The 14,666-nt window shown below is 42.7% G+C and carries 13 protein-coding genes; 10 read left to right on the plus strand and 3 right to left on the minus strand.

Translation table 11 applies throughout. The features are described 5' to 3' along the window. Positions 1–26: 26 nt before the first annotated feature. Positions 27–584 (minus strand): DUF3750 domain-containing protein, encoded by a 558-nt coding sequence (locus R8N47_RS16185; protein ID WP_064353879.1) that lies wholly within the window; start codon positions 582–584, stop codon positions 27–29. A gap of 479 nt (positions 585–1,063) precedes the next feature. On the opposite strand from R8N47_RS16185, the gene R8N47_RS16190 reads away from it, so the two are divergent. The 5 genes from R8N47_RS16190 to R8N47_RS16210 all read left to right on the plus strand — a co-directional run bounded on the left by R8N47_RS16190 (position 1,064) and on the right by R8N47_RS16210 (position 5,382). Further along, complete coding sequence (locus tag R8N47_RS16190) at positions 1,064–1,426, plus strand: hypothetical protein (protein ID WP_064353880.1); 363 nt, start codon at positions 1,064–1,066, stop codon at positions 1,424–1,426. 35 nt (positions 1,427–1,461) lie between these two features. Then, positions 1,462–1,926, plus strand: coding sequence for a GNAT family N-acetyltransferase (locus R8N47_RS16195; RefSeq protein ID WP_064353881.1), 465 nt, complete (start codon positions 1,462–1,464; stop codon positions 1,924–1,926). A 236-nt stretch (positions 1,927–2,162) separates the two neighbouring features. Beyond that, entirely contained in the window at positions 2,163–3,581 is a 1,419-nt protein-coding gene (locus tag R8N47_RS16200; protein WP_017634015.1) for an SLC13 family permease, read from the plus strand. A 3-nt stretch (positions 3,582–3,584) separates the two neighbouring features. Beyond that, positions 3,585–4,922: an ATP-binding protein gene (locus R8N47_RS16205; RefSeq protein ID WP_005389108.1), complete on the plus strand. Its 1,338-nt coding sequence runs from the start codon at positions 3,585–3,587 to the stop codon at positions 4,920–4,922. Continuing rightward, on the plus strand, positions 4,909–5,382 hold the full coding sequence (locus R8N47_RS16210) for a response regulator (RefSeq protein ID WP_064353882.1): 474 nt from the start codon (positions 4,909–4,911) through the stop codon (positions 5,380–5,382). The genes R8N47_RS16205 and R8N47_RS16210 overlap by 14 nt, the downstream gene beginning before the upstream one ends. A 107-nt stretch (positions 5,383–5,489) precedes the next feature. Here the strand turns inward: R8N47_RS16210 and R8N47_RS16215 are convergent, their stop codons facing one another. Next, a complete protein-coding gene (locus tag R8N47_RS16215; RefSeq protein ID WP_005377743.1) occupies positions 5,490–7,193 on the minus strand; it encodes a putative bifunctional diguanylate cyclase/phosphodiesterase in 1,704 nt (567 codons plus the stop codon). Between the two features lie 487 nt (positions 7,194–7,680). Here R8N47_RS16215 and R8N47_RS16220 point away from each other — a divergent pair, with 487 nt between their 5' ends. The 4 genes from R8N47_RS16220 to R8N47_RS16235 all read left to right on the plus strand — a co-directional run bounded on the left by R8N47_RS16220 (position 7,681) and on the right by R8N47_RS16235 (position 12,385). After that, positions 7,681–8,898 (plus strand): HD-GYP domain-containing protein, encoded by a 1,218-nt coding sequence (locus R8N47_RS16220; RefSeq protein ID WP_025766705.1) that lies wholly within the window; start codon positions 7,681–7,683, stop codon positions 8,896–8,898. Positions 8,899–9,100: 202 nt separating this feature from the next. Continuing rightward, a complete protein-coding gene (locus R8N47_RS16225) occupies positions 9,101–9,724 on the plus strand; it encodes a LysE family translocator (RefSeq protein ID WP_025766704.1) in 624 nt (207 codons plus the stop codon). A 212-nt stretch (positions 9,725–9,936) separates the two neighbouring features. Beyond that, the gene (locus tag R8N47_RS16230) at positions 9,937–11,481 is read left to right on the plus strand and encodes a YjjI family glycine radical enzyme (RefSeq protein WP_064353883.1); all 1,545 of its coding nucleotides are present in this window, start codon (positions 9,937–9,939) and stop codon (positions 11,479–11,481) included. Positions 11,482–11,503: 22 nt separating this feature from the next. Then, positions 11,504–12,385: a YjjW family glycine radical enzyme activase gene (locus R8N47_RS16235; protein WP_064353884.1), complete on the plus strand. Its 882-nt coding sequence runs from the start codon at positions 11,504–11,506 to the stop codon at positions 12,383–12,385. Positions 12,386–12,404: 19 nt separating this feature from the next. On the opposite strand, the gene R8N47_RS16240 is transcribed toward R8N47_RS16235, so the two are convergent. Beyond that, complete coding sequence (locus R8N47_RS16240; protein WP_005377737.1) at positions 12,405–13,343, minus strand: LysR family transcriptional regulator; 939 nt, start codon at positions 13,341–13,343, stop codon at positions 12,405–12,407. Positions 13,344–13,754: 411 nt separating this feature from the next. On the opposite strand from R8N47_RS16240, the gene R8N47_RS16245 reads away from it, so the two are divergent. Continuing rightward, a complete protein-coding gene (locus R8N47_RS16245) occupies positions 13,755–14,525 on the plus strand; it encodes a TerC family protein (RefSeq protein WP_005377734.1) in 771 nt (256 codons plus the stop codon). Positions 14,526–14,666 lie beyond the last annotated feature (141 nt).

A 14,666-nucleotide genomic window follows, 5' to 3' on the forward strand; every position in this document is an offset into this window, starting at 1 on the left:
AACGAGCCAGTGACTAACCTTTGCTGTTAATCGCTGGCGTAACCGCTACCAATTGCGCGAAACGGCAAGTTCAGCTCTAATTCTGGAATTTGTTTACCCACCCAAGCCGGAAATGTATTGCTATTTGGCCCTGGAAACAGCGTATATTCTTCAGCCCAAGGGTATTGGTTAATCACACTTTGTATTTTAGGGATAAGCTGGCGGGCCTTTTCACCTTGTATGGAGAGGATCTTTTCTGGTTTTGCACCATACCAATATCGATCTGGCGTCCCAGTTTGGTACTGATATAGAGCGGGTTGTCCGCGATTCACTCTCCAGCCGACTACTTCATACACTGTATATTCGTTCGCATTTTCAGGCTTTATTGCAAACCATGTATGAACGGCAAACCAGCCTCGCCAACCAAACGCGTCTGCGGCGTAAAACTCAATCACAGCATGCTTGACATTGGAAGGATCGGGTGCGATACCCGCAGGTTCTCTGCTTGCGGTACGCCAATCTCCTTGAGTGCATCCACCCAGCATAACCGCGATTGACATGAGCCAAATTTTTACAAGGTGAGTAAAGTTGAGAGGGTCTTTCATTTATTGCTCCTAGACCAACCGATGCTGGTAACGCTCTATTGATTTTAGCTATAAAAACGTGGCAAGTCTGATTGTTCAAATCTTCTCCTTATTAAAAGAGAGAGGGAAGTTAGTGCCATAATTCCAGTTCATACGTAATAATAAGGTAAGCCGATTTGTAACATGTGGCATAGACGATGCCGTATTTCTCGAACGATTCGTCTAGTTGCGTATGAAAAAGTAAGAGGTTGTATGTATTCCTTACACGGCCACATGAATTAAAAACATTAAAAAACAGAGGTTTACAGTGGATTTTGACTAATTGAGTGAGTTTGGGACCCTCACATTGTCTCGCATTTGCTTGTTTTGGGCGGAATTTTCATCGCTCATCTTTTTGCGCGTTTAGAGTCAGCGTTCAGCTATGGCACAATAGGCGCTCACAGAACAAGTGCTGTTTGGTCATGCAAATAGCAGAAAAATAACTAGAAATAGAATAATTAATGTTTAAATCAAAAAGTATACTCGCATTAAGCATGTTCGCATTTGGCTGTTTTGCCAATCAAGATAGCGAACCAACGTCCGTTGTGCTGAACTATGGTGACTCCTCCATCAGTACTGATATTCAAGCCAATCGAAAATTTCATGTTGTCCGAGACAATGAAAGTGAGCACGTAGAATTTTCCGGCGGAATCACAAAGGAGTATTCCGATTATATTGTGAATATTCATATCATAAGAAAAAGCAATATACGCAGATCAAGCCGTGAGCTGAATACTACCGTATTGATGAACAGTAATCAGATTGGGAAGCCTTTAGTGATTGGCATTGAAAATGATGAGTTCACTAGTATCACTTTGCGTTAATGCTTAGTATTTATTGAATAGGAATGAGGAAATTGATGCTCTCAATACGCTGCTATCGCACCGAGGATGCCCCAACACTGTGGGCACTCTTTTACCATACTGTGCGAGTCATTAATCGTCGCGATTACACTGAATCACAAGTTTCCGCTTGGGCACCATCAGATTTTGACCTCGATGTGTGGCAACGCAAAATGGACGATATTCAACCCTACGTCGCGGAGATAGAAGGGCAGGTCGTTGGCTATTGTGATTTGCAAGGTGACGGTTTGATTGATCATTTCTTTTGCCATCATGAATACCAAGGACAAGGTGTTGGTCGTGATTTGATGTCTTTTCTTTGTTCACAGGCAAAAGTACAGGGGATAAAACGACTGTATTCTGAAGTGAGTATTACCGCCCGACCTTTTTACGAGAAAATGGGTTTCACAGTTAAGTCTCGACAACGTGTTGAGGTTAGGGGAGAAACCTTAACTAACTTTATGATGGAAAAGTATATTTAACTTAAATAGTGAGCTTGAACACAGATATAAAATGTTTTCCAATGTGAAAACGAGTTCATTGATCTCGCACCAACGTTTTGTTTGAAAACAGTGTACATAATCTTCTCTGGAACGCCATTACCGCATTTCGTCTCTGAAGGCTTAAAACAGTCTGAAAGTTTTGGTTTTGCGGCGGGTAATAGCGTTCCAAACGCCAAATGTGTCTGGCTAACCATCTCAGGAAGAGAAGTAGTACTATGCGCCCTTATCTCAAATACGTTGTTCCAACATTGATACCATTGCTTGTTTGGTTGATGCCTCTCTCTGCGTTCCCATTTGATGGCATTACTATCGTCCAGCAAAGAGTGATTGCAATCTTCTTGCTTGCCGCACTTTGCTGGGTATTCGAGCCAATTCCAATCTACGCCACTTCGGTTGTGATCATTGTCCTAGAGCTATTGCTTGTATCAAATAAAGGTATTGTGCTCTTTCGTTTGCAAGAAGGGCAGCCACATTTTGGTGAGCTATTACAATACAACGAGATAATGGCGACCTTCGCTAGTCCGATTATCATGCTCTTCCTCGGCGGTTTCTTTTTGGCTATGGCGGCGACAAAGTACAGGTTAGATGTCAACTTAGCCCGAGTGTTACTCAAACCATTTGGACAAAAACCAAAGTTCGTTATGCTGGGGTTGATGCTGATCACCGCTGTTTTTTCCATGTTTATGTCAAACACCGCAACAACAGCGATGATGTTGTCCATTTTAACCCCTGTGATAGCGGTTTTCGGGCCTAAAGACCCAGGTCGAATTGCATTCGCCTTGTGTATTCCTGTTGCAGCCAACATTGGTGGCATTGGTACTCCAATCGGCACGCCACCGAATGCCATCGCCCTAAAATATTTGGTTGGTGACAACTTAATTACGTTTGGTGAATGGATGGTATTTGGTGTGCCATTCGTTATTGTGATGATGGCGTTAGCTTGGTTTCTGATTGGCTTTTTATATAAAGCCGAACAAACCACCATCGATCTGAACATTAAAAGCAAGTTTTTGAAAACACCCAAAGCAATAATGGTTTACGTCACCTTTGCCGGCACGATTATTCTTTGGTTGATGGGTTCTGCACATGGAATGAATTCTTACACAGTAGCATTAATTCCGGTCGCAGTGTTCTCATTGACGGGCATCATCAACAAAGAAGACTTGAAGAAAATCTCTTGGGATGTGCTTTGGTTGGTGTCAGGCGGTATTGCTCTGGGCCTTGCTCTAGATAAAACCGGGCTTGCGAAGCTGGTGGTACACAGCATTCCGTTTGATCAGTTCTCGCCATATGTTGTCTTGTTTGGTGCGGCTTTCTTGTGCTTGTTAATGGCAAACTTTATGTCGCATACAGCCACCGCAAACTTGCTGATGCCGATTATGGCTGCGCTGGGTACTTCTATGGCTTCGCTAACGCCTCTCGGCGGTGAAGTTACTCTGATCTTAGTCGTGACATTTGCTGCTTCACTCGGTATGTCGTTACCAATCAGTACGCCACCAAACGCGTTAGCTCATGCAACAGGGCATGTCGAGAGTGGCCAAATGGCTCGTATCGGTGCCGTGCTAGGCGTGATTGGCGTATTACTCAGTTTTGTGATGGTGTGGATTTTACATACTGTTGGGCATATTGGATAACCCATGTACGAAACGAAGTTAGACGCGTTAGTACAACGCTACTTTAATCACCTTGAACGCCGATTAACGGTTTTATCCGGGTCGGTGCTTATTGAGCAAGCTGGCTACAACGATCGCTTGTACTATGTGCTGTCGGGAGAACTGGCGGGGTATTACGCGGAAGATGACAAGAAACCGATTCAGGTATTTTCTGCGTCTCAAGGTGCGTTTATTGGCGTACACAGTTTCTTTTCTGGTACGTGGACTGCCTCTTCGACAGTGATTGCTCAAACCGATGTTGAATTGGCTTGGATACAGCGTGATACGCCCGCCGTGGAAGAGGCGACATACGGACCATTGACGACACAATTTATGCCTGTGATGGTTAACGAATTATCTCGTCGTCAACGGCGTGCAATGCAAGAGGCATTAGCTAAAGAAAAAGCGCTACAAAAGCTTCATACCGCAGAGCAAATGACAACGTTGGGGCAGCTTGCAGCGGGTATTGCTCATGAGTTGAACAATGCGATAGGCGTTGTAAGCAGTAAATCAGAACGGCTAGAGACAGTTATCATGGAACTGCTTGAAGAAGTTCATCCGGAAGCGAGTCAATTTTTTGATTTTGGTTTAATGCAAGGGCAGAAAGTCTCTTCTAGCGAAGCGAGAAAGCGGGGGCGCCACTTCGAAAAATACTACGGTTTAACCAAGGAGGTTGCTCGTGATCTTGCGCGAGCCGTTCCAAATAACTTCCTTTCAGAACATTGGCTAAAAAGACCAGAAGAAGCGATACGTTTCTGGCAAATGGGGCGAGATCTCCATGACTTACGCATCGCTTCTAAACATACCGTTGGCATTGTGCGATCCGTAAAACAATTGGGGCGCACGGATATCGACTTGGATGAAGCGATTAACATCAATGATTCAATCAATCGCGCCTTGGCTCTATTGCAAAGTGACTTAAGACGAGTGAGTGTTCGTTTTAGCCCTGCGGATTTACCTGCTTTTATTGGTTCTCAAACCGAACTCGTCCAAGTTTGGGTAAATATCTTAAAGAATGCGTGCGATGCACTTGGTGAAACGGAGAAACCCGGTATCGAAATACATACTCGGGAGAGTAAGGGTAAAATTTTGGTCACGATTGCTAACAACGGACCAGAAATTGATGAAGCGACACGTAGAAAAATTTTCCGGCCAAACTTCACCACTAAAAAGGGGGGATTGTCGTTTGGTTTAGGGTTAGGTCTGTCGATTGTGAAGCGCATTATCGCCGGATATAACGGCTCTATTGTAGTAAAGAGCGACAGTGAAAAAACGATTTTTAGAATCAAGTTACCAGTAGAGGGTGAACATGGAGAAGCTTAATGTAATTTGCGTTGATGACCAACGAGAGGTACTAAGCGCGGTTCTACAAGATTTAGAGCCGTTAAATCAGTGGTTGAATGTCGAAGACTGCGAATCAGCGGGTGAGGCTCTAGAACTGATGGATGAATTTGATGCAGAAGGCGAGATGATCGCATTGATTATTTCCGATCATGTGATGCCAGGTAAAACGGGAGTAGAGCTGCTGACCGATGTATCAAGGGACGGTCGTTTTGGCTTTACGAGGAAAGTGCTTCTTACCGGGCAAGCGACGCACACCGATACGATTAATGCGATCAACTCCGCAGGCATTGATCGCTACTTTGAAAAACCATGGCAAGCAAGCCAATTAATAGAGTGCGTTAGAAACCTGGTGACCCAATATATCTTTGATGTGGGCTTAGATTACACTCAGTATCACGAACATTTAGATCAGAGTGTGGTGTTTGAACGTCTACGTTAATCGGGGGACATTAAGCTTGTTTTCGTCACGGCCAGTTAGTGTCTGAAATCTATAGTGAATAGTTCAGCATGTTTAACGTGGCCGTGCGGAATATTGCTCTAGTATGCTTAACTCAACGAATAGCGGCTTGCACTGGCAACAGAAAGTGGCTTAGAGAACCAATAACCTTGCAGATAATCGACGCCCATTTCGGTAAAAAATTCACACATTTTGGCGTCTTCAATTCCCTCAATCACTACTTCAATATTATTTTCCTGGCACATAGTGATAAGAAACTTCAGATATTCTTGTGAAGAGCGGTTGGTTAGTGTTTTCCACGCCATCGACCTATCAATTTTGATTTGTGTCATCGGGAGGTCGAAGAAGCTATTTAATGAACTGTAACCGGATCCAAAGTCATCCAGAGAGAGTGCAAATCCTAGTTCCCTGAGGGTATTCAGAGGGGCAATGGCTGTCTGATTATTATCCAAAATAAACGTTTCTGTTAGTTCCAACACAATAGACTCAGGATCGACACCAACCTCATCCGCCATGGCTTTAATTCGCGCAGGGAATTCACTATTCATTAACTGAAGTACAGAAACATTCACGTTTACACGAACTTGGTTTTGGTAACGCTCACGGTAGTTTTTGATAAATTCACACGCTTTGGCAAAGACTTGATATCCGAGTTCGACAATCAAACCTTTGTTCTCTGCCACGGGGATGAATTCGTCTGGATAAATTTCGCCAAACTCTTTGCTACGCCAGCGAACCAGAGATTCGAAGCTCACTACTTTTGAGCTTTTGGCGTCAATAATTGGCTGAAACTTAACGCTTAATGTCTGTTTTTCTAGTGCACTTTTTAGACCTTGTTCAATAAAGAAATAACGGTCTACGGCATGCTGAGTTTTCTCACTGTAAACCGCAACACGGTCTTTATTCTGCTCGCTTGCGTACTGACAAGTTCGTGCTGCTTTACGCAATATTTCCTCTGCTGAGTGACTTGGATCTATGCAAGGATACAAACCAATACTAATGTTACTTCCTAAGTATTGGCCCTCTTCAATCACTGCCTCGTGGTAGGTTTCCTTTAAACTTTCGGCATAACTTTGCAGCGTTTCTACCGAGCATTCATCGTGAATCAAAATCGCAAAGTCATCATCATGTACGCGATATACAGAACTATTTGGAGAAGGTAGGTGACTGAGAGTTTGTAGCAATTTTTCCACTAACCCATCGACCAACTCGCTGCCATATTGATTTAAGTAAGATTTAATCTCTTCTATCTGAATGTAACAGATAGATGCACAAGAATCGGTGGCTCGCACACTATCTTCAATATCCAGCAAGAGATGGGCGCGATTAGCCATACCTGACGCATTGTCATGAAATGCGACTTGATGAATGTAGCTTTCCATCAGCTTGCGTTCAGAAATATCACGGTGGCTACCAACCATATAATGACCATGTTCTGTTTCTTTGGTCATGGCTACGCCTTCAATCCAGACGTACTGTCCATTGGGTTTACGCACGCGGTAGGTCGTTGTGACCCTCGTGTTGTTGGTAATGATGTGAGCATCGACCCGAGTGGAGAGTCTTTCTCGATCGAGAGGGTGAACAAGGTCTAACCATTGCTCTAAGCTGATTCGACCAGCGTTGATACCAAGCTGCTCATAAAAGCCCTTGTTATAAAATACCATGGTGCCAAACTCATCCATGTAAAAGAGGCCTTCGTTAAATACATCGAAGATATGAATGAATCGTTCTTCGACGATTTTTAGGAACTCTCGGTCACTATCTGAGACTTGTTGGTCAAATATGGTGGTCAAGATATTTCCTCCTCGAGCCTTTTAGCATCAGAGATGAGTGTTGGGGTTGATAACATAGAGTTGATCTGCTGGCGTACATTACAATCACAAAAGTGTCAGTTCAAATTGTTTGGCTATCATTTTATGCGCTACTAGGTTAATAACATACTAAGATTAGGCGGCTAATCATCGACATTTATAAAAAATAGTCAACAGTAAAAATCATTTATAAAATACAGTTATTGATGCCGTCCGCAATCTATAAATATTTATGAATAATTATCCTAAAGTTATTTTCAGTTGTGTCGGTATCAATGTGCTGTTTTCTAACGTCATTTGTATATATGTTATCTTGGATAAAACCATAATAACAAAAAGGACTTAATGAGCGCGACCGATTATTAATTGACAGGATGCTCATTAATTGTAATCAATTCAAATTTATTATCACGCCAAGTAATCAAATCTCTTATAATGCGGACGTTAATATCGAGTAAGCCTTCTTTATATGCAGTACGATCCGAAAAATTCAATCAAAATTGCGCTCGCTGATATCGGCGTTGGTATGTTTGTTACCGCGATAGAGCACAACAAGCGCGTCAATTTAGCCAATGCAGGGCGGATATCTAGCCCTGAAGGCATTAAGAAGCTTGCTACAAGTGGCGTAAAGTATGTTTGGGTAGATCAAACATTATCTTCGCAGCAGTGTGTCTTCAAGCCTGTAGATGAATCAACTGATGCCACTAAAGAGACGCGAGAGCAGAAACACTCCGATTTTAAGAGGGGTCAACGAACTTATCGTTCGAGAGACATCCAACACAAGCGAGCCAAAAAGCTGATCGCCGAAGCAAAAGATTTGGCGCAGAAACTATTGAATCAAACTTTTGAAGGAAAAATCATTGAAGTTGATGAAGTAGAAGCTTGGGCTGACGATGTCATTGAAAGTGTTTTGATTGACTCAGATGCGTTGCAGTGTGTCTCTGCACTCCGAAAAAAAGACTCTTACTTATTGGAACACTCCGTCAATGTCGCTTGTCTTTTAGTGTCATTCGGTAAGTACTTGGGCTTGGATAAGCCAACGCTAAAACAGCTTGCTGTAGGTGGCATTATTCATGATGTAGGTAAAATTAAAGTCGATGATAAGATCTTGCACAAGCCAGCGAAGCTAACGCCTGAAGAATTTGAACATATGAAGCTACATCAAGTGTTCGCAGGTGAGATAATCCTTCACGTAAAAGGACTTAGTGACGTAAGCCGTGATGTTTGTTTGATGCACCACGAGAAGTTAGATGGCAATGGTTATCCTAGAGGCTTGAAGGGGGAGGAGATTCCAATTCACGGCCGTATGAGCTGTATTGTAGATATCTACGATGCGCTAACGGCTGATCGCTGTTACAAAAAAGGCATGAGTTCTGCGGAAGCGTTTAAAATCTTGTTGAGTCTAACGCCATTTCATTTAGACGCCGACTTAGTTTACAAATTCATTAATTGCATTGGGATGTACCCCGTCGGCTCCATTGTCGAGTTGAACGATGGGCGTGTTGGTATTGTTTGGTCTTCAAATGAATCTCAAGCATTAAAGCCAGAAGTGAAATGTTTCTACTCCCGCAAGTATAAACGATACATTGATGTCACGATGGTGGATTTAAAAACGAGTGCGTACAAAATTGAAAGAGCGATCGCGCCTTCATCGTTAGAGATCGATCCTAAGCCTTTTTATGATTAAGAGAAATAGATAAGCTTATACAACAGGCTTTACATCCTTGCATGTAGATCGTATTTTATTTGCATAACTATCTATTAATTTTTTCTAAGTTGTTTAGATGCAAGATGGTTATTAAGACCTCGGCTTCATGGATAGAAACCGGGCGATAAAATAGTTCTATACACAATGGGCTATAAACCTCATTTTGCTGGAAGGGATGCCAATGCAAATAGATACATGGATTTTTTACACTCTTGCTATTCTCGTGCTCACAGCTTCACCAGGACCAAGCTCACTGTTGTGTTTAAGTAAAGGAGTGAGTAGTGGGTTTCGTATTGCTTTCATGACTGCGCTTGGCAGTTTGTCTGCGATTACGATCATCCTTACGCTCTCATTTACCGGGCTGGGAGTTGTCATTGCTTCATCTGAGTTAGTTTTTAATATTATCAAATGGTGTGGCGCCGCTTATTTAATCTGGTTAGGTATTCAAGCGTTGCGCTCATCTCAGACAGATTTTAATAAAACGGCAACGACTCAAAGTTCCGCGACAGCGTTTAGCGCGTTCACTAGTGGTTTCATTGTTGGCGCTAGTAATCCCAAAGCGATAGTCTTTTTCACCGCTTTGTTTCCTCAATTCATAGAACCTTCCGCACCGCTACTGTCTCAATACGCGATTTTCGCGTCTACATTTGTGGTTTTTGAGCTTAGCTGGCTAACATTTTATGCATTGTTAGGGGTAAAAGCCTCCGATTGGTTGTTTGTCGCTGGAAGAGCGAAGTTGTTTAATCGTTTGACTGGGGGAGTATTTATTGGTGCAGGCGTGATGTTGTCGACGGCAAACCGATAAATAAGACAGACTTCGGTACGCAGTTAGGTTTTCCCATATAGTAAGTTGGAATGCGCTAATTTAGCTTTGTCTTATTTCCAGAATGGAAATAGACGTTTTGTTTATTTTCATTAGTGGCAACAGCCAAGCAGGAGTAAAATCACGTTACTCTTTAGGGGTAGAGCTCGTATTTTGTCTTGTGGGCTTGTGGTTACTTTGTAGGAATATCTTAGATGACAAGCCTTTCTAAACTACAACAACGTTTTCTAGATATCGCGACCGACGTCCGTCTTTCTCCAAAACAGAAGTCGAGTTTTTTAGCTTTAGAGGCTGAAGCGTGCATTCCTTACATGACCATATCTCCATCACTGAGACAAGCAATGGATGAAGGCATCATCTGCGATATGTTTGAAGGTCATGCACCGTTTAAACCTCGCTATGTGTTGCCTGATTACGCTAAATTTCTATCGCAAGGCTCAGACTATTTAGAGTTGTCTCCGGCTGATGATTTCGATGATGCGTTGAACATGCTGACCATCATTTACCATCATGTTCCTTCGGTAACGAACATTCCGGTTTACTTAGGCCAGTTAGATGATGTCTTGTTGCCTTACATAGGCGACCTAACAGAGAGCCAGATTTACAAAAAGTTAAAACATTTTTGGATCATGCTGGATCGCACATTGCCAGATGCGTTTATGCATGTGAATGTCGGACCGACAGACAACATTATTTGTCGCACTGTTTTAAAAGTAGATGCGGAGCTCAAGCAGATCGCACCGAATCTCACCTTTATGTACGACGAGACAGTTACACCTGATGATTTACTTCGTCAAGCGACACAGAACATTTGTGAATGCAGTAAACCGCATATCGCCAATTACCCAATGCACGCGAAAGCCTACAACGGCTCACGCTTTGGTATTGTAAGTTGCTACAACTCGCTTCCATTAGCAGGTGGCTCGAACACATTGGTGCGAATGAATTTAAAAGAAGTTGCAAAACGAGCATCAGACTGTAACGACTTCTTAAACAGTGCGTTGCCTTCTTACCATCGATTAATGGTCGAGCTCATAAACGCAAGAAGCACGCACTTGCATGAAAAATCGAACTTCTTTCAAGGCTTTTTGACGCAAGAAGGGTTGATAAAAGAGTCCTATTTCGCGCCAATGTATGGCGTTTACGGCATGGCCGAAGCGGTAAACCTTCTATTTGAAAAAGAAGGGCAAATAGGGCGATACGGAAAAAATGATCGAGCAAATACTTTTGCTCATGATGTTTCAGCAACACTGGCTAAACTGGTGGACTCAACCCCGGTGAAATATGGTTTAGATGGCAAAGCGCTCTTACATGCACAAGGCGGCATTAGCTTAGATCATGATGTTACGCCAGGTGTACGTCTGCCTTATGGTGCAGAGCCAGACCCTGTCACTTATGTACAAGCAACGGCGAAGCATCATCAGTATTATCGTGCGGGTATCAGCGATATTTTGACGATTGATGAAACGGTGAAATCTAACCCAGAAGCGATGTTCAATTTATGTAAAGGGGCACTAAATGCTGGTTATCGTGAGTTTACCGCGAATGTCACTTCAAATGACTTAATTCGCGTGACAGGCTACATGATCAAACTTTCAGACGTCGCGAAATATGATGAAGAAGGTTCGAGAACCAACACGACGTTTCTAGGTGCAGAAGCAGCAAAAAATACCAAAATTTTAGAACGCTCACCACGTGTGGTGAGCCATGAAGTAACACCGACTTACACGCAGGCATAAGTTCGGTTTAGGAAAGAACAAGATGTCTAGACGAAGTGGAAGCCTTTTGGCAAAAGTCACTCATATCCTTCCTTTCTCTTGTGTTGATGGGCCAGGAAATCGTCTAGTCATCTTTCTACAGGGTTGTAACTATCAGTGTTTGAACTGCCACAATCCTCACACGATAAACCATTGTAATCATTGTGGTGAGTGTGTGAGTGAATGTTCAGCAGGCGCATTGAAGTTCGACGAAAACAACAACGTTGTTTGGCTTAAAGAGGAGTGCACCCACTGCGATCATTGTATAGAGATATGTCAGAACCAATCTAATCCAAAAATTACTGACTACTCTGTAGTAACAATGCTCGATTTGATACGCAAACATCGCTTTTTCATCAGTGGTGTTACTGTATCCGGTGGGGAATCTACCTTACAACTTCCTTTCATTATTGAGCTGTTTAAAGGGATAAAACAAGATCCTGAATTACGGCACCTCTCTTGTTTCATCGACAGTAACGGTTCTTTAGCGGTTGCTGGTTGGCAGCGTATTCTACCTTTTCTGGATGGCGCAATGATCGATTTGAAAGCGTGGCAGACGGAGACGCATCAGTGGCTAACTGGGCGTGATAATCATCGTGTATTTAAAACCCTTCAGTACCTTGTTGAGCACGAAAAATTGTACGAGGTCCGCTTACTGCATATTCCCCAAAAAAGTGATTTAGATATAGAAATCGTAGCAATTGGACGTTACTTGAGTACTCTTCCTGAATCGGTGCTTATACGTTTAAATGCCTTTCAGCATCACGGAGTAATGGGGGAGGCGTTAACTTGGGATATGTGCTCTCATCATGATATCGAACGCTTAAAATCAGAGCTTCGATGCTACGTGAGTAACCCTATCACAGTGCCGACAGTACTCACGTAGTACCGTTGTTTATCTATGCTTACGCATCACAGGCATCTAACATGGCGCAAGCGTCGAGTAATTGTTGCTGTAACCATTTTAAAGCGGGATCGTTTAAGCTCGCTTTGTTCCAAACGAGGCTGTAGGCAACTTGCCCGTAATCGAATGGAAGAGCTTGCTCAACCAAACCTTTTGCTTGCATTGCCGCTCTTGCCCAAAGCTTGGAGCATGTGAATAAGTAATCCGAGTGCTGACACATCACCGCAGCTGAACCAAAGTCGGCTACACGCATGGCCAAGTTTCGCTTTGAATGCCTTTGGGTGAGATTTTGCTCAAAATAAGGTTGTGACAGATCTTTATCATGAATACCGATGTGTCTTGCACAAAGGTAACTTTCAACAGATAAGGGTTGCTCAGCGAGTGGGTTCGATGCTCTCATTAAGCAAACCATTTCGTCTTTCAAAATGGTTTTCCAGACCAAGTCTTTATTTTGTGTGGGTGGTTGGCTGAGATCGTGAGGAAGCAACAAAAAATCTACTTGACCTCTTGCTAATGCATCGAAGCTCATTTCCTCTTTCGCATGGACATTCAAGTGCGCGTGATTGCTCAGTTGTTGGGACAAGTGCTGTAGAACTGGCGCAAAGAGCTCAAATGAACTTTCACGCATTGCTAATGAAAAACTACCTTGATAGTAAGCCGGATTGAAAGAGCCTTGATGTAATAACCCATTCATACTGGAGAGTATGCCATGGATTGACGGGCCTATATGCAGCGCAAATGCTGTCGGCACTAAGCGAGTGCCATCACGGTAAAAAAGGTCATCCTTTAGCGTTTCGCGCAACTGTCCGAGCGTTTTACTGACGCTCGATGGTGTTACACACAAGCGTTCTGCCGCAAGTGTGACGCTGTGAGTGGTTAACAACATATGTAAAACAGTTAGATGTTTAAGGCTTATACGCGAAAGAGCAATGTAGTCCATAAATAGCATGGTTTCTTATGATTTTTGGCAGTATATCAGCATGAAACAAATTTTTACTATTGTTTATCTCGGAAACACGCCTGTTTCTCTTTGAGCTCAATGCATTTAATGGGTTGCATAAGGGTTGATGGTGCTTATAAGTCTAGAAATTTATCTTAGTTTTGTTGGACTTTAATGCTTTCATTTATTCAATTCTAAAGCTTCTATGTAATTTTAATCAATTTGGAGGAGTTGATTGATTTGTACACGAATTAAACTTGTTCCTTGTTAATTAAAATAGATATTGTTTTGTTGATTGTTTGGTGATTTACTCATGATCCCTCAGTAACAAAGGTATAAATAATTAATGGACGACCCCTTTAGTCGGCAAAACCCTTCACCATATGTCTTCTTATTATTGGAGACATGCTCATGCTAGAACTTTTTATGCAACCAGAAGCTTGGGCTATTTTCGCCACTTTGTTTGCGCTTGAAGTTGTCTTAGGCGTTGATAACGTCGTTTTTATCTCTGTCTTATGTGAAAGACTGCCGCTGCACCAACGTAAGCTGGCAAGAAACCTTGGTATTGGTCTTGCTGTTATTGCTCGTATTGGTTTAGTGTTTTCAATCTCTTGGATCATGCAACTGACTCAACCGCTATTTTCTTTGGCGAACCAAGCGTTTACCGGAAGAGACGTCATCATGATTGCGGGTGGTGCATTCCTCTTGGCTAAAAGCCTGAAAGAGTTGTGGAGTTGGTTAAATCACAACGAGTCTGCTCACTCAACTCACGCCCGTACTGGTTTAGCGGTAGTTCTGTTGCAGATTGTTGCCGTGGATGCTGTATTCTCGATGGACTCGGTGATAACCGCCGTTGGTTTAACAAGTGATGTCCCACTTATGGTCGCAGCGATTGTTTCTTCTGCTATCGTGATGGTCATGACAGCAGAAAAAATCAATAACCTGGTGTCGTGTTACCCTGGTTTTAAGACACTTGCTTTGTTATTCCTCGTTTTGTTAGGTGGTTTATTGATGGCAGAAGGCTTCGAAATTCATATCAACAAAGGTTATGTGTACTTTGCGATGGCATTCGGCTTAATTCTGGAACTTTGCCATATCCAGTTAAAAAACAAACAACGCCCGACTATTAAACGTCTTAGTCCGTTGCGAGTTCATCCAACCAGATTAGAAGCTCGTCAATAATAAAAGATATTGCCGCTCATATGAGCGGCATTTTTATATTCGTCATCACCTATTTTTACTCTCTTTTATTTTGTTGTCGTTTCGACAAAAAATCGCATTTGTTGTGGGGTTGAAGATTTTTTATATAGACCGCCCAACTAA

The organism is Vibrio sp. 2132-1, from assembly GCF_033344315.1.